The following is a 16,285-nucleotide window of genomic DNA, read 5'->3' on the forward strand; positions in this document are numbered from 1 at the left end:
TGAGCGTGCGGCAGTTGAGACAGGCCGTCAATACGCCTCGTGAAAGTTCTTGCTGTGAGTTTCAAGCCTCTTGCTGTAAACCTTTCGTTAGCGATACGGTCGCGCCGGGTCGGACCCAAGAGAGCCGCTATCGCTAGGAGTTCATACCGGTGATACATGTCAGACGGGTCGCGGCCGTCGCCGTCGCCGCCCTCGCCGCCGCGCTCGTGCAGCCGGTCGCCGCGCACGCCGCAGCCCCGCCCGCGCCGCCCTCCGACGCGAAGCTCGCCGCCGAGCCCGCCCGGCACGACGACACCCGCGAGCAGTTCTACTTCGTCATGCCGGACCGTTTCGCCAACGGGGACAAGAGCAACGACAAGGGCGGCCTCACCGGCTCCCGGCTCTCCACCGGCTACGACCCCACCGACAAGGGCTTCTACCAGGGCGGCGACCTCAAGGGCCTGACCCGGCGGCTCGACTACATCAAGGGGCTCGGCACCACCGCCATCTGGATGGCCCCGATCTTCAAGAACAAGCCCGTGCAGGGGACCGGGAGCAACGCCTCGGCCGGCTACCACGGGTACTGGATCACCGACTTCACCCAGGTCGACCCGCACTTCGGGACCAACAAGGACCTTCAGACCCTCATCTCCAAGGCGCACGCCAAGGGCATGAAGGTCTTCTTCGACGTCATCACCAACCACACCGCCGACGTCGTCGACTACCAGGAGAAGTCCTACGACTACCTCTCCAAGGGCGCCTTCCCCTACCTGACCAAGGACGGGCGGCCCTTCGACGACGCAGACTACGCGGACGGGAAGAAGAAGTTCCCGGCCGTCTCCACCGCCTCCTTCCCGCGCACGCCGACCGTGACGAGCGACAGCAAGGTGCCGTCGTGGCTCAACGACCCGACGATGTACCACAACCGGGGCGACTCCACGTTCGCCGGCGAGTCCGCGACCTACGGCGACTTCTCGGGCCTGGATGACCTGTGGACCGAGCGGCCCGAGGTCGTGCACGGCATGGAGAAGATCTACGAGCGGTGGGTGAAGGACTTCGCCATCGACGGCTTCCGGATCGACACCGTCAAGAACGTGAACATGGAGTTCTGGACCCAGTGGGCGACCGCGCTGGACGAGTACGCGGCCCGGCACGGCCGTAAGAACTTCTTCATGTTCGGCGAGACGTACTCCGCGGACACCTCCGTCACCTCGCCGTACGTCACCCGGGGCCGCCTCGACGCGACCCTCGACTTCCCCTTCCAGGACGCGGCCCGCTCCTACGCCTCCCAGGGCGCCAGCGCGCAGAAGCTGGCGAGCGTCTTCGGCGACGACTACAAGTACACGACCGACAAGGCGAACGCCTACGAAGAGGTCACCTTCCTCGGCAACCACGACATGGGCCGGATCGGGTACTTCCTGAAGCAGGACAACCCGAAGGCCACGGACGCGCAGCTGCTCGCCAAGGACAGGCTCGCCAACGAGGTGATGTTCCTCAGCCGGGGCAACCCGGTCGTCTACTACGGAGACGAGCAGGGCTTCACCGGCTCCGGCGGCGACAAGGACGCCCGGCAGACGATGTTCGCGTCGAAGGTCGCCGACTACCTGGACGACGACGAGATCGGCACCGACCGCACGGCCGCCAGTGACTCCTACGACACCAGCGCACCGCTCTACAAGCAGATCAGCGCTCTCGGCAAGCTCCGCAAGGACAACCCGGCCCTCGCCGACGGCGTCCAGACCGAGCGTTACGCCGCCGACGGCGCCGGCGTCTACGCGTTCACCCGGACGGACGCGAAGACCGGCCAGGAGTACGTGGTCGCCTTCAACAACGCCGACACCGCCAGGACGGCGACCTTCGCGACCGGCTCCGCCGGCATGCGCTACCGCGCCGTCTACGGCACCGACGGCACCGTGACGTCCGGTACGGACAACGGCGTCACCGTCACCGTCCCCGCCGAGTCCGCCGTCGTCTACAAGGCGGCCGGCCCCCTCGCCAAGCCCGCCACCACCCCGGCGATCACTCTCCGGGCCCCCGCCGCCGGCGCCACCGGCACCGTCGACCTCACCGCGGACGTCACCGGCGGACAGCTGAACCGGGTCGTCTTCGCCGCCCAGGTCGGCGACGGCAAGTGGACCACCCTCGGCTCCGCCGACCACGCCCCCTACCAGGTCACCCAGACCATCGCCGAGGACGTCCCGGCCGGCACCCCCCTGCGCTACAAGGCGGTCGTGACCGACTCCGCAGGGCACACGAGCAGCGCACTCGCCGAGAGCACCAGCGGCACCCCGCCCGCCGCCGAGACCCCCACCGCCTCCTCCCGCGACTACGTGGTCGTCCACTACAAGCGCACCGACGGCGACTACGCCGACTGGGGCCTGTACGCCTGGGGCGACCTCGCCGACGGCGAGGCGACCACCTGGCCGGCGAGCCACCCCTTCATCGGCCGGGACGCGTACGGCGCCTTCGCCTACGTCAAGCTGAAGTCCGGCGCGTCGAACGTCGACTTCCTGGTCATCGACAAGGACGGCAACAAGGACGTCTCCGCCGACCGCTCCATCGACGTCACCAGGACGGGCGAGGTCTGGATCGAGCAGGGGAAGGCGGACGTCCTCACGACGAAGCCCGACTACCCGGCGCAGGACACCACCAAGGCGATCATCCACTACCACCGCGCCGACGGGGACTACGACGGCTGGGGCCTGCACGTCTGGACGGGCGCCGCGAACCCCACCGACTGGTCGAACCCCCTGCAGCCGGTGAAGACTGATGCCTATGGCGCGGTCTTCGAGGTACCGCTCACCGAGGGTGCCACCAGCCTCAGCTACATCATCCACAAGGGCGACGAGAAGGACCTCTCCGCCGACCAGTCACTCGACCTCAAGGCCAGTGGCCACGAGGTGTGGCTGTTGAACGGCCAGGAGAAGTACCTGCTCCCGCAGCCCGCCGGCAGCGCGGCCGCGCTCGACCTGGCCACCTCCAAGGCGGTCTGGATCGACCGGGACACCGTCGCCTGGGACGGCGTCGACGGCGCGGCCTCCACCCAGCTGGTCTACTCCCACGACGGTTCGATCGCCGTCAAGGACGGGGCTCTGACCAGCGACGACGAGCGGTGGCTGCGGCTGACGAAGACCACCCTCACCGACGCCCAGAAGGCGAAGTTCCCCTACCTGAAGGACTACACGGCCTGGTCGGTGGACCCGCGCGACCGGGCCCGGGTGCGCGAGGCGCTCGGCGGACAGCTCGTCGCCTCCCAGCGCGCCGCCAACGGCGCGGTGCTGGCCGCGACCGGCGTGCAGACCGCCGGGGTCCTCGACGACGTGTACGCCAGGGCCACGGCGGCGGACCTCGGCCCGGTCTTCCACCACGGAAAGCCCACGCTCTCCGTGTGGGCGCCGACCGCGCAGAGCGTCGCCCTCGAACTCGACGGCTCGCTGAAGGCGATGCACCGTGACGCCGCCACCGGCGTCTGGTCCGTCACCGGCCCCGCCTCCTGGAAGAACAGGCCCTACCGGTACGTCGTGAAGGTCTGGGCGCCCAGCGTCCAGAAGATCGTCACCAACAAGGTCACCGACCCCTACTCGGTCGCCCTCACCGCCGACTCCGGGCGCAGCCTCGTCGTCGACCTGAACGACAGGTCGCTCGCGCCGAACGGCTGGTCGACGTACACCAAGCCCAGGGCCGTACCGATGAAGGACGCCCAGATCCAGGAGCTGCACGTCCGGGACTTCTCGGTGGCGGACGCCACCGTCCCGGCCGCCGACCGGGGCACGTACCTCGCCTTCACCGACAGGAACAGCGACGGCTCCAGGCACCTCAAGGCCCTCGCGAAGTCCGGGACCTCGTACGTCCACCTCCTCCCGGTCTTCGACTTCGCCACCGTGCCCGAGAAGAAGGCCGACCAGGCGAGCCCCGGCTGCGACCTCGCCTCCTACCCGGCCGACTCGGAGAAGCAGCAGGAGTGCGTCGCCGCGGTGGCCGCGAAGGACGCCTACAACTGGGGTTACGACCCGTACCACTTCACGGTCCCGGAGGGCTCGTACGCCACCGACCCGGACGGCACCGCGCGCACCGTCCAGTTCCGGAAGATGGTCAAGTCGCTCAACGACGACGGGCTGCGGGTCGTCATGGACGTCGTCTACAACCACACCGCGGCCGACGGTGAGGCGGACACGAGCGTCCTCGACCGGATCGTGCCCGGCTACTACCAGCGGCTGCTCGCCGACGGCAGCGTCGCCAACAGCACCTGCTGCGCCAACACCGCGCCCGAGAACGCCATGATGGGCAAGCTGGTGGTGGACTCGATCGTCACCTGGGCCAAGGAGTACAAGGTCGACGGGTTCCGCTTCGACCTGATGGGCCACCACCCGAAGGCCAACATCCTCGCGGTCCGCAAGGCCCTGGACGCGCTGACCCTGAAGAAGGACGGGGTCGACGGCAAGAAGATCATCCTGTACGGCGAGGGCTGGAACTTCGGCGAGGTCGCGAACGACGCCCGGTTCGTGCAGGCCACGCAGCAGAACATGGCCGGCACCGGCATCGCCACCTTCTCCGACCGTGCCCGGGACGCCGTACGCGGCGGCAGCCCCTTCGACGACGACCCCGGCATCCAGGGCTTCGCGTCCGGCCTCTACACCGACCCCAACTCCTCCACGGCCAACGGCACCGCGGCCGAGCAGAAGGCCCGGCTGCTGCACTACCAGGACCTGATCAAGGTCGGCCTGACCGGCAACCTCGCGAAGTACCGGTTCACCGACACCGGCGGCAAGGAGGTCACCGGCGCCGAGATCGACTACAACGGCTCGCCCGCGGGGTACGCCGACGCGCCCGGCGACGCCCTCGCCTATGTCGACGCGCACGACAACGAGTCGCTGTTCGACGCGCTGACGTACAAACTGCCGTCCGGCACCTCCGCGTCCGACCGGGCCCGGATGCAGGTCCTGGCGATGGCCACGGCCGCCCTCTCGCAGGGACCCTCGCTCTCCCAGGCCGGCACCGACCTGCTGCGCTCCAAGTCCCTGGACCGCAACTCCTTCGACAGCGGCGACTGGTTCAACGCCATCCACTGGAACTGCGCCGACGGCAACGGCTTCGGCCGCGGGCTGCCCATGGCCGCCGACAACCGGTCCAAGTGGTCCTACGCCAAGCCGCTGCTGACGTCGGTGAAGGTCGGGTGCGCGCAGATCGACGGGGCCTCGGCCGCCTACCGGGACCTGCTGAAGATCCGTACGACCGACAAGGCGTTCTCGCTGGGCACGGCGGCGCGGGTCCAGTCGGAGCTCTCCTTCCCGCTGTCGGGGAAGGACGAGACGCCCGGCGTGATCACCATGGAACTCGGTGACCTGGTCGTCGTGTTCAACGCGAGCCCCGAGCGGCAGGAACAGCGGGTGGGCGCCCTGGCCGGAACCGGCTACCGGCTGCACCCGGTGCAGGCGGCGGGCGCGGACTCCGTCGTCAAGTCCGCATCGTACGAGCCGGAAACGGGTACGTTCGTGGTTCCGGGACGCACGGTGGCGGTGTTCTCCCGGACGACGTGACCGTGGCCTTACGGCGGTGGGGCAGGCCCGGCACTGGGCACTGCCCCACCTGCGCTGTCCAGAGGCTGGGAGAATGGACGTCAACGGCAAGCTGACAGACACGACCGTGCTGGTCGTGGACGACGAGCCCGCGAGCCGGTACGCGATGGGCACCGTCCTGCGCCGGGCCGGTCACCAGGTCGTGGCCGTCGCCGACGGCCGGCAGGCGCTCGCCGAACTCGACGTACGGCTGCGCAAGGGGTCCCTGCCGGACGTGGCCCTCGTCGACCTGAACCTGCCGGACATGAGCGGCTTCGAGCTGTGCCGCCGGCTCAAGGAGCGGCCGCACATGGCCGGCCTGCCCGTCGTGCACTTCTCGGCCCTCCGGGTCGCACCGGCGGACCGCTGCCCGGGACTGGACACGGGGGCCGAGGCGTATCTGACGGTGCCCGCCGAGCCCGAGGAGATCGAGGCGGCGGTCCGGGCCGCGGTACGTGCCGCCCGGCTGCGCGCCGACGACCAGGCGCTGGTGCGGCGGCTGAAACTGCTGTCGGAGACGATCGTCACCATCCAGGCGGCGCGCTCGCTGCACGAACTGGCGGACGCCGCCGCGGACGGCGCCGCACGCCTCCTCGGCTGCCCCGCCGCCGTCTTCGTCCTCGACCAGGACGACGAGCTGTACCGCGGCCTGTACCGGGAGCGCACCTCCCTGGCCCTGCCGGACGAGGGCGCGCACCGGGACGTCGCCGGTCTGCTGCGGCGGCTCACCCGCGGGCAGTCCGGGGTCCGGATCACCACCGTGCCGACGCCGCTGTGGCCCACCGGTTTCTTCCGGCCCGGGGTGCAGCACGACGCCCGGCTGACGCTGGTCCTCACCCAGGACGGCAAGGTGCCGGTCTGCGTGGCCACCCCCACCCGCGGGCAGCGCAGGGTCGATCCCGAGAACGAGGCGCTGCTGGCCCAGCTGGCCCAGGCCACCGCGCTCGCCGCCGAGCCGCTGCTCATGTACCAGGTGGAGCGGCATGTCGCGCTCACCCTCCAGCACAGCTTCCTGCCCCGCCCGCACCAGCTGCCGGAGCTGCCGGGCGTCGACATAGCGGTGCGCTACCAGCCCGCCTCACAGGAGACCGAGATCGGCGGCGACTTCTACGCCGCGCTGCGGGTCGGCGACGGGGTGCTCACCGCGGTGGGGGACGTCGTGGGGCACTCGCTGGACGCGGCCACCGTCATGGTCGAACTGCGGCACGCGCTGCGCGCCTACTGCCTCACCGAGAGCGACCCGGCCGCCCTCGCCGAACGGCTCGACCAGGTGCTCCAGCACTACCACGCCGAGGTCACGGCCACCGTCTGCCTGGCCCTCGTCGATCCGGGGACCGGGCGCACCCGCATCGCCAACGCCGGGCACATCCCGCCGCTGATACTGGGCGACGACGGCAGCGCCGAGTACGTCAAGGCGTCGGGTCCGCTGCTCGGGGTGGGCCTGCCGCACCCGCCGCCCACCGAGGTGGTCCTCGAACCCACCGACCGGCTCCTCATGGTCACCGACGGCCTGATCGAGACGCGCGGCACCGACCTCACGGTCTCCATGGAACACCTCCGGGCCGCCGCCGGCGGCGCCCTGCCCGGCCTGGACGCCCTGTGCGACACGCTCCTCGCCTGCTTCGGCCGGGACCGCGAGGACGACATCGCACTCCTCGCGCTGAGCCTGGCGGACCGGGCCGGTCTCTGACCGCGGGTCGCCGCGGAGGAACGCCGGCCGGTCCCAGCTGATGCTTTGGCGAATTCGAGCGGAAACGAGCGGAATCGCGCGAGGTCGAGCGGAACCGAAAGGCGCCGAGAAGTGGTACGGGGTATTCCGTGCCGATGGCGGTCGCCGTGGCCATGACTGTCACTATTCGTGGCCGATTCCCTATGTGATCGAAACGGCGGACCGGCCGGTAAAGAATGTGGAGCGGAATCCTCCGTCGTCCGGCACATGAGATCCGCTGGGAAAGCTGGGGTCGGCGTGTCGGCGTGGGACTCCTGAATTCATCCCGGTCACCGGGATTTGATTCCGAGTTAATTGGTGCACACTGTTTATGGTTCCCGGAGTGCGGTCTCCGCTGCCATCGAACGCGTGAATTATTTTCCGGCGCGGTGGCGCTTATACGCCTATAGTTGCGCCGGACTGCGCCCTCTATTGCCGCTGCAACACCGTGCGCTCATCGAAGCAAGTAGCGGCCCGGTCGACGCGAGTTGTACGTTTCTCGTCACCGAAGGCATATTCCAACCAGCGGTTCTCGCCGTTGAGAGGGACACGCATGACGAGCCATGCAACCGAATTCGAACTCGAAAGTCTGCTCCGCCGGGCGTTACAGGCCACAGGTACCGGCGCGCGTTGGACGACCGACGCGGACGAGATGTGGTGCCGCCTCACCCACCAGTCCGGTATGCGGCGTCGGCAGGGCTGGAAATTACACGTCTCCGCGACGGCCGCCTCCGCGCCGAAAGTGCTTGAGAAAGCTTTGGAAGTGCTGCTGCGCGACGAGTCGGGATTCAAGTTCGTGCGGTCGCTCGAACAGGTGGGCGCGCTCAATTCCCGCGCCACGCCACGAGGAAGCTCGGGCAAGTTCATCACCGTGTACCCGGCCACGGACACCGCCGCCGCCCGATTGGCGCTCGAACTGCACGTGGCCACGGCGGGACTGGCCGGCCCCCGGATCCTGTCCGACCAGCCCTATGCCCCGCACAGTCTGGTGCACTACCGCTACGGCGCCTTCGTCGGCCGGCGGCGGCTTTCGGACCAGGGGCTGCTGGTCTGGTTCATCGAGGACCCCGACGGAAATCCCGTGGAGGACAAGCGCACCGGGCAGTATTCCCCGCCCTCCTGGGCGGTCAGCCCCTTTCCCGCTTCGGTACCGCTGCCCCCGCGGGCGGAGAAGAAGACGGCGAACCGCCCCGTACTGCTCGGCGGCCGGTTCTCCGTGCGGGAGGCGATCCGGCACACCAACAAGGGCGGCGTCTACCGGGGCACCGACGTCACCACGGGCGCACCTGTGGTGATCAAGGAGGCCCGGCCGCACGTCGAGGGCGACGCGTCCGGCTCCGACGTCCGAGACTGGCTGCGGGCCGAGGCCAGGACGCTGGAGAAGCTCAAGGGCACGGGGCTGGCGCCGGAGCCGCTCGCGATGTTCGAGACGGGCGGGCACCTGTTCCTCGCCCAGGAGGAAGTGCCGGGCGTGCCCCTGCGCACCTGGGTCGCCGAGCGCTTCCGGGACGTCGGGAGCGAGCGCTACCGCGCGGACGCGCTCGCCCAGGCCGGACGCCTGGTGGAGCTGGTCGCGGCGGCCCACGCCCGCGGCTGCGTACTGAGGGACTTCACACCCGGCAACGTCATGGTCCGCCCCGACGGCGAACTGCGTCTCATCGACCTGGAGCTCGCCGTCCTGGAGGACGACGTCCCGCTCCCGACCCGGGTGGGGACCCCCGGCTTCAGCGCCCCCGAGCGCCTGGCGGACGCGCCGGTCTCCGTGACGGCCGACTACTACAGCCTCGGCGCCACCGTGTGTTTCGTGCTCGCCGGGAAGATACCGAACCTGCTGCCCGAGGAACCGGACACCAGGACCGCCGAACAGCGGTTCGCGGAGTGGCTGGCCGCCTGCGACGAAACGTTGCACCTGCCGGACGGCGTGCCGGAGACGATCCTCGGGCTGACGAAGGACGACCCCGCCGCGCGCTGGACCCCCGCCAGGGCCCGCCCGGCCCTCCGCACCGCGGCCCCGTCCCGCCCGGAGCAGCCCACCGCCGGGGCGCCGCCGTCCGCCGCTGGGGCGCCGCCGTCCGCCGCTGGGGCGCCGCCGTCCGCTGCCGGGGCGCCGCCGTCCACCGCTGGGGGGCCACCATCCGCCGGTCCGCAGCGATCCGCTGCTGGGGCGCCGCGATCGGCTGCCGTGGCGCCACGTTCGGCCGCTGGGGTGCCGGGATCGGCCGCCGTGCCGCCGCCATCCGCCGCCGGGGCGCCGTGGGCAGCCGTCGGGCAGCTGTGGACGGCCGGTGCGGACGGGGTGGTACAGGATGCGGTCACCGGCATGGTGGACCACCTCGTCGACTCGATGACCCCGCGCGACGACCGGCGGCTGTGGCCCGTGTCCACCCTGGCCGGCGAGACCGGTCCCTGCACCGTGCAGCAGGGCGCCGCAGGCGTACTGGCGGTCCTGACCCGGTACTTCGAGCTCACCGGCGACCCACGCCTGCCGGATCCGATCCGCACGGCGGGCACCTGGATCGCCGCCCGTACCGACACCCGCGCCATCCGCCCGGGCCTGCACTTCGGCGGCCGCGGCATCGCCTGGGCGCTGTACGACACCGGACGCGCCGTCGACGACCGCACGCTCACGGACCACGCGCTGGCCCTGGCACTCGCCCCGCTGGAGCCGACACCCAGTCACGACATCACCCACGGCTGCGCGGGCAGCGGACTCGCCGCCGCCCACCTGTGGCACCGCACCGGCGACCCACGCCTGGCCGAACTGGTCGTCGACGCGGCCGACCGGCTGGCCGCCGCGGCCCAGCCCGAGCCGTCCGGCGTGAGCTGGCCCGTCCCCGCGGAAGCCGTCTCCGAGGAGGCCGGCAAACGCTACCTGGGCTTCGCGCACGGAACGGCCGGGATCGGCAGCTTCCTCCTCGCCGCCGCCGACGTCTCCGGCCGGCCGGAACACCTGGCGCTGGCCGTCGCGGCCGGGGAGCACCTGGTGGCCAACGCCGTGCTGGTCGGCGGAGCGGCCCAGTGGCCCGCCCAGGCCACCGACCCGCCCACGGCCCCCTACTGGTGCCACGGTTCGGCGGGCATCGGCACCTTCCTGGTCCGGCTCTGGCAGCGGACCGGGGACAAACGATTCGGCGACCTCGCCCGCGGCGCCACGCACGCCGTCGTGGAGCGGGCCTCCCGGGCAGCCCTGACCCAGTGCCACGGACTGGCCGGCAACGGCGACTTCCTCCTCGACATGGCCGACGCCACCGGGGACCCCGCCTACCGGGCGATGGCCGACGGCCTGGCCCGCCTGATCGTCTCCGAACGCGCCCACCGCGACCGGCACGTCGTCTTCCCCAACGAGTACGGGGACGTCTCGACGAGCTGGAGCGACGGATCCGCAGGAATCCTGGCGTTCCTCCTGCGGACCCGCCACACCGACTCCCGGCACTGGACCGTCCAGCAGCCGGGCTGAGCGACAGGAAAATCCCCCTGTCGCAACCGCTCACAGAAGGAGAATGTCATGGAGAACCAGGCCCTTGAGCTGCTGGCCGAGCTGCACGCCCTGCCGGAGACCGACCCGGTCGACTTCGACGGGGCGTCGTACTCCGGGACGTGCGCGTGCGTCGGCCTGCTGACGCTGCTCAACACGGTCTGCGTGGGCGTCAGCTGCGCCTAGCCGAAAACCTCCGGCCGGTGGCCGCCCTCGGGCGGCCACCGGCCGGAGCCGCACCCACGTGGACGAGGACCCGACCATGCAGCCACCCGCCGGTGACGGCGCCCGCACCCGGACCGCCATGCCGACCGCCTCCGTCACGCACCCGGACGCCACGCAGCCCGCCGCCCGGACCGGGTACGCCATCAGCACACGCGGCCTCGTCAAGAGCTACCCGGGCCCGGCCGGAACCGCCATCCACGCCGTCCGCGGCCTGGACCTGAACGTGCTCGAAGGCGAGACCTACGCCTTCCTCGGCCCCAACGGCGCGGGGAAGTCCACCACCCTCGCCCTGCTGTGCGCGCTGGCCCGCCCCACCGCCGGACAGGCCACGGTGGCCGGTGTCGACGTGCTCGGCCGGCCGGACCGGGTACGCGCAGCGGTCGGGATGCTCTTCCAGCACAGCGCCCTGGACCCGGACCTGACGGCCGAACAGAACCTGCACATCCATGCCCGCCTCTACGGACTGCGCCGCCGCCAGGCCCGCCTGCGCGTCACCGAGATGCTCGAAACGGCCGGACTGACCGACCGGCGGCGGTCCCCGGTACGCACCCTGTCCGGAGGCATGCGCCGCCGTCTCGAACTCGCCCGCGGCCTGCTGCACGCCCCTCGGGTGCTGTTCCTCGACGAGCCGACCACCGGACTCGACCCGCACGCCCGTGCCCAGATCTGGGAACACCTGCGCGCACTGCCCGGCCGGCACGGCTGCACGCTCTTCGTCACCACCCACTACCTGGAGGAGGCGGAGCACTGCGACCGCCTCGGCATCATCGACCACGGCCGGCTCGTCGCCCAGGGCACGCCCCTCGCCCTGAAGGCCGCGATCGGCGACGACCTGGTGGTGCTGCGCACCGGCGACGACGCGGCGGCCCGGGAGGTCGTGGGCCGGACGGCGCCGCCGGGCCACGCCGTCACCCTGGGCACCGAAGGGGTGTCGCTGCGGGTGCCCGACGGCAGCGCCTGGATCCCCCGCCTGTGCGTGGCGCTGGCGGACCACGGCATCGCGGTGCACGCCGCGTCCGCGACCCCGCCGACCCTCGACGACGTCTTCTTCCACCACGCCGGCCGTAGCATCCACGTCCCCGGGCCGCACCGGGCACCGGCCGCCCCCACGGCAGCAGCGGAGGAGGCCCCGTGACCGCGCCCGCCACCCCTGACGCCACCGGCCTCGGCCGTGCGCCCGGGACCCGCCTGCGCCACGAACTGCGCGCCGTCCACGCCCTGGTCCACCGCGATCTGCTGCGCCTGTCCGTCCAGCGCGTCCACACCGCCCTGATGCTGCTCCAGCCGGTGCTCTACCTCTTCGTGCTGGGCGGTGGCCTGGCCGCCCTGATCCCGGACTCCTCGCTGGGCGTCGGCTACCAGGCCTACCTCTTCCCGGGCATGCTGATCATGACGGTCCAGGCACCGGCCATCATCGTCGGCATCCGCCTGATCACCGACCGGCAGAGCGGCTACCTGCGCGAACTCCTGATGGCCCCGGTCCGCCGGTCCACCCTCCTGCTCGGCAGCTGCGCCGGCGGCACCCTCGTCTCCACGGTGCAGGGCGCCGTCCTGCTCGGCCTGGGCGGCGCCGTCGGCCTGCCCTACGACCCGCTCCTGCTGGCCCTGCTCCTCGCCGCCCTGGTCCTCGCCTCCTTCACCATCACGGCCCTGTCACTGCTGCTGGCCGTCAGCCTCGACCGGCCCGAGATCTTCCAGATGCTGCTCGGCCTGGTGATGATGCCGCTGCTGTTCCTCTCCGGCGGCTTCTTCCCGCTGGCGAACCTGCCGGGCTGGGCCCACACCCTGTCCGTCGTCAACCCGCTCGCCTACGGAGTGGACCTGATCCGCCGCTGCATCGCCCTGCGGGTACCGCACCAGGCGGCCGGCGTCGGCGTCGAGTGGTTCGGCCGGCAGCCGCCCCTGCTCCTGGAGGGCGCCGTCCTGCTGGCCGGCGGAGCCATGGCCCTGCTCTGGGCGGCCCACCGCTTCGGCCGCCCCGAATGACACCAGGGCACGCACCGGCCCGCCGGGACGGGCCCTAGGCTGGGCCCCGTTGCCGTAGAACAGGAGTGCTCATGCCGCAGATCACCGTCGACTACACCGCCACGGCGGGCCCCGCCTTCGACAGGGCGGGCTTCGCCCGGGCCCTGCACACCGCCGTGGTCGAGATCGCGGCGGCCAAGCCGGAGGCCTGCAAGACCCTGTTCCGCGCCGCCGACGAGACCGCCTTCGGCTACGACACCGACGGGGCGCACGTCATCGTCCACGTGACCTTCGGCCTGCTGGCCGGCCGCACCGACGAGACGAAGGCGAAGCTGACCGAGACGACCCTGGAGCTGCTGCGGGAGCACCTGAAGCCGGAGGGGTTCGTACTGCACGCGTCGGCGGAGGTGCGGGACCTGGACCCGTCGTACCGGAAGTACGAGAGCTAGGTCTGCTCCGGCCGGTGGTCCGGCTGCGGCGCCGCGGGGGCTGGTCGCGCAGTTCCTCCCCCAGCGCCCCTGAAAGCAGGGCGCTGCGGTGAGCGCCCCTTCAGGGGCGCGGGGAACTGCGCGAGCGACCACGACGGCGCCGCAGCCGAACGACGGCCCAGGCGCCCGGTACGGGGGGGCTAGCCCGCCAGGGCGATCAGTCGGGCGGCCAGGTCGGCGAACGGCCCGTCGTTCGGCTCCCCTTGCACCATCCGCTTCACCAGCGCCGTCATCTCCTCGTCGTACGCCGCGCTCACGGCGGTCAGCGCCGCGAAGTCATGGACGAGCTGGATCTCCAGCTCGGCACGCGGGATGCGCCGCCCGTCCAGCCAGATCAGCGCCGTCGACTCGGCGAGCGAGATCCAGGAGCGGATGACCAGTTCCAGGCGGGGCGGCGCCTCGGTGATGCCGAGGTGGGCGAGGATCTGCTCGTAGGCGGCCTGCCGTACCGAGTCGATGAGGGCGTTGGTCGCCGAGGAGCCGACCGCGGGGCCACCGCGCATCAACGCCGCGAAGCCGGGCCCGTGTTCGTCGACGAAGTCGAAGAACCGGCGCATCACACGGAGCAGCCTGGCCCCGAGCGGGCCCTCGTGCGGCTCGTGGAAGCGGTCCGCGAGATCCTCCGAGGCCCGCTTCAACGCGGCCTCGTACAGACTGAGTTTGCCGGGGAAGTAGTGGTAGACCAGCGGCCGCGAGATGCCCGCGGCCGAGGCTATCTCGTCGATCGAGACCTCGTCAGGCGAGCGACGGCTGAACAGTTCGAGGGCGACGCCGATCAACTGCTGCCGCCGCTCCTCGACTCCCATCCTGCGGCGTACCCCGGTTGTCATGCGAACACCTTACCGATCGGATCCGGCCTCCCACGGACCCGGCCCTTCACGGGTGTTCACAGATCCAGCACAAGTCTCCCACTTCGGGCCCGCGAGACACAGATGAGCATCGAGTCGGCACGCTCCGTGTCCGTGAGGAGTTCGTCCCGGTGCTCCACCTCCCCCTCCAGAACCCGCTGTTGACAGGTCCCGCAGAACCCCTGGGCACAGGAATAGGGGGTGTCGGGCAGCTCCGCACGTACCGCGGCCAGCACGGACGAGTCGGCCGGGACCGTCAAGGTCCGTCCGCTGCGCCGGAGTTCGAGTTCGAAGGCGTGGTCGCCGCCGCTGTCGGCGCGCGGCGCGAAACGTTCGAGGCGGACCGCCGGGAACCGCTCCGCCACCGCCGCCATCAGCCCCTCCGGACCGCAGCAGTACACCGCCGCGCCCTCCGGGACGGCCAGCGCGCCGAGGTCCGGGCGCCCGTCCTCGTCCTCCGCGACGACCGTGACCCGCTCGTCCCCGGCCAGCTCCGCGAGGAACGGCATGGACCCGCGCGTCCGCCCGCAGTACAGCAGCCGCCACGCCACCCCGTCCGGCACCGCCCGCACCATCGACAGGATCGGTGTGATCCCGATGCCCCCGGCCACGAACACGTACGAGGCTGCCTCGACGAGCGGGAAACGGTTGCGCGGCCCGCGCACCTCCAGCTCCATGCCCGCCACGACCTGCTCGTGCACCTCCCGGGAGCCGCCCCGCCCGTCCGCGACCAGCCGGGCGGCGACCGTGTACGACGAGGTGTCGGCCGGGTCCCCGCAGAGCGAGTACTGCCGGACCAGCCCGGACGGCAGCACCACGTCGAGGTGGGCGCCGGGCTGCCAGGGCGGCAACTGTCCTCCCTCCAGGCGCAGTTGGACGACCCCGTCGGCGATCGTCCGGTGCGAGGCGACGAGCAGCCGCAGCGCCCGGGAGCGCGGCCGCCCGGAGGTCGGCGGGTCCAGGGCCGGCATCGGCCACAGCGGGGAGGCCTCGATCCGGCGGCGCAGGGCCCGCCTGACCAGCAGCGCGGCGCCCGCGACGGCGACGGCGGTCCGCAGCCTCGGCGTCATCACCTGCCCTCCTGCTCGGCGGCGCGCGCGGCGGGGGAGGAGACCAGGTAGGCGACGGCCTGCTCGGTGGAGCCTTCCTGGGACGGGTGGTAGGTCCGGCTGAGGTAGCGCGGGATCGACTTCAGCATGTCTCCGGTGGCGGGCAGCGTGCCGCGCCGGCCGGCGAGGTAGAAGTCCCGGAGCCGGGCCCGGCCCCGGTCGAGCGTCGGGTCGTTCGCCATGAAGAAGCGGGCGCCGCGCTGCCACAGGAACACGATCGCCGTGAACGCCGTCGCCCAGGTCCGCACCCGGCGCCGGTAGCCGCCGTCGAGGTGCAGGAACAGGTCGAAGGCGACCGACCGGTGCTCGACCTCCTCGGCGCCGTGCCAGCGCAGCAGGTCCAGCATCATCGGGTCGGCGCCGCGCCGGTCCAGTTCCCGGGCGTTGAGCACCCAGTCGCCGAGGAAGGCGGTGTAGTGCTCGATGGCCGCGATCAGCGCGACCCTTTCGAGCAGCCACCAGCGGCTGGCCCTCCCGGGCTGCAGGGTCCGGTCGCCGAGCAGTTTCTCGAAGAACCAGTCGACCTGGGCGGTGTACGGCGTCGGGTCGAGGCCCTGCTCCCGGAGGTGGGGGAGCACCTCGTCATGGGCCTGGGAGTGCATGGCCTCCTGCCCGATGAACCCGACGACGTCCGCGCGCAGCCGCTCGTCGCGGATGAGCGGCAGCACCTGCTTGTAGACGTGCACGAACCAGCGCTCGCCGGCGGGCAGCAGCATGTGCAGCACGTTGATGGTGTGCGTCGCGAAGGGGTCGCCGGGCACCCAGTGCAGGGGGGTGCCCTCCCAGGCGAAGGACACGTTGCGGGCCTTGAGCGCGATGTGCTCGGACTGCACCGGCTGCGGCTGCTTGTTGGACATGGCGTCAATGTACTGACGGGTAGGTGGGGTGAGAAGACCTTCGGCCCACCTTGTTTACGCGAAGTGTCAGCAAGGG

Annotated in this window: 10 protein-coding genes; 7 read left to right on the forward strand and 3 right to left on the reverse strand. The window is 71.5% G+C overall.

The genetic code is table 11. The features are described 5' to 3' along the window. Positions 1-149 precede the first annotated feature (149 nt). From pulA to JF597_RS08375, 7 genes are all read left to right on the forward strand, one after another. On the forward strand, positions 150-5,516 hold the full coding sequence (gene pulA / locus JF597_RS08345) for a pullulanase-type alpha-1,6-glucosidase (RefSeq protein WP_293991171.1): 5,367 nt from the start codon (positions 150-152) through the stop codon (positions 5,514-5,516). 73 nt (positions 5,517-5,589) lie between these two features. Next, complete coding sequence (locus JF597_RS08350; protein ID WP_293991173.1) at positions 5,590-7,224, forward strand: fused response regulator/phosphatase; 1,635 nt, start codon at positions 5,590-5,592, stop codon at positions 7,222-7,224. Between the two features lie 571 nt (positions 7,225-7,795). Then, positions 7,796-10,699, forward strand: a complete 2,904-nt coding sequence (lanL, locus tag JF597_RS08355) for a class IV lanthionine synthetase LanL (protein ID WP_293991175.1) — start codon at positions 7,796-7,798, stop codon at positions 10,697-10,699. A gap of 48 nt (positions 10,700-10,747) precedes the next feature. After that, positions 10,748-10,903, forward strand: coding sequence for a VenA family class IV lanthipeptide (locus tag JF597_RS08360; protein WP_293991177.1), 156 nt, complete (start codon positions 10,748-10,750; stop codon positions 10,901-10,903). Between the two features lie 118 nt (positions 10,904-11,021). Further along, positions 11,022-12,077, forward strand: a complete 1,056-nt coding sequence (locus JF597_RS08365; protein ID WP_293991242.1) for an ATP-binding cassette domain-containing protein — start codon at positions 11,022-11,024, stop codon at positions 12,075-12,077. Beyond that, entirely contained in the window at positions 12,074-12,928 is an 855-nt protein-coding gene (locus JF597_RS08370) for an ABC transporter permease (RefSeq protein WP_293991179.1), read from the forward strand. Before JF597_RS08365 ends, JF597_RS08370 begins: the two co-directional genes overlap by 4 nt. Before the next feature lie 71 nt (positions 12,929-12,999). Next, a complete protein-coding gene (locus JF597_RS08375) occupies positions 13,000-13,356 on the forward strand; it encodes an isomerase (protein ID WP_293991181.1) in 357 nt (118 codons plus the stop codon). A 179-nt stretch (positions 13,357-13,535) separates the two neighbouring features. On the opposite strand, the gene JF597_RS08380 is transcribed toward JF597_RS08375, so the two are convergent. The 3 genes from JF597_RS08380 to JF597_RS08390 are packed head-to-tail and all read right to left on the reverse strand — an operon-like array spanning position 13,536 to position 16,209. Beyond that, positions 13,536-14,225, reverse strand: coding sequence for a TetR/AcrR family transcriptional regulator (locus tag JF597_RS08380; RefSeq protein WP_293991183.1), 690 nt, complete (start codon positions 14,223-14,225; stop codon positions 13,536-13,538). Between the two features lie 56 nt (positions 14,226-14,281). Then, positions 14,282-15,313 (reverse strand): PDR/VanB family oxidoreductase, encoded by a 1,032-nt coding sequence (locus JF597_RS08385; protein ID WP_293991185.1) that lies wholly within the window; start codon positions 15,311-15,313, stop codon positions 14,282-14,284. After that, entirely contained in the window at positions 15,313-16,209 is an 897-nt protein-coding gene (locus JF597_RS08390) for a metal-dependent hydrolase (protein ID WP_293991187.1), read from the reverse strand. The genes JF597_RS08385 and JF597_RS08390 overlap by 1 nt, the downstream gene beginning before the upstream one ends. Positions 16,210-16,285: the final 76 nt, after the last annotated feature.

It is taken from the genome of Streptomyces sp. (genome assembly GCF_019510245.1).
Classification (GTDB): Bacteria; Actinomycetota; Actinomycetes; order Streptomycetales; family Streptomycetaceae; genus Streptomyces.

What these genes read in the sequence shown, in the direction of transcription:
- JF597_RS08350 (WP_293991173.1), top strand. Translation starts at nt 5,590, where the DNA reads ATGGACGTCAACGGCAAGCTGACAGACACGACCGTGCTGGTCGTGGAC.
- lanL (WP_293991175.1), top strand. Translation starts at nt 7,796, where the DNA reads ATGACGAGCCATGCAACCGAATTCGAACTCGAAAGTCTGCTCCGCCGG.
- JF597_RS08360 (WP_293991177.1), top strand. Translation starts at nt 10,748, where the DNA reads ATGGAGAACCAGGCCCTTGAGCTGCTGGCCGAGCTGCACGCCCTGCCG.
- JF597_RS08365 (WP_293991242.1), top strand. Translation starts at nt 11,022, where the DNA reads ATGCCGACCGCCTCCGTCACGCACCCGGACGCCACGCAGCCCGCCGCC.
- JF597_RS08375 (WP_293991181.1), top strand. Translation starts at nt 13,000, where the DNA reads ATGCCGCAGATCACCGTCGACTACACCGCCACGGCGGGCCCCGCCTTC.
- JF597_RS08380 (WP_293991183.1), bottom strand. Translation starts at nt 14,225, where the DNA reads ATGACAACCGGGGTACGCCGCAGGATGGGAGTCGAGGAGCGGCGGCAG.
- JF597_RS08385 (WP_293991185.1), bottom strand. Translation starts at nt 15,313, where the DNA reads ATGACGCCGAGGCTGCGGACCGCCGTCGCCGTCGCGGGCGCCGCGCTG.
- JF597_RS08390 (WP_293991187.1), bottom strand. Translation starts at nt 16,209, where the DNA reads ATGTCCAACAAGCAGCCGCAGCCGGTGCAGTCCGAGCACATCGCGCTC.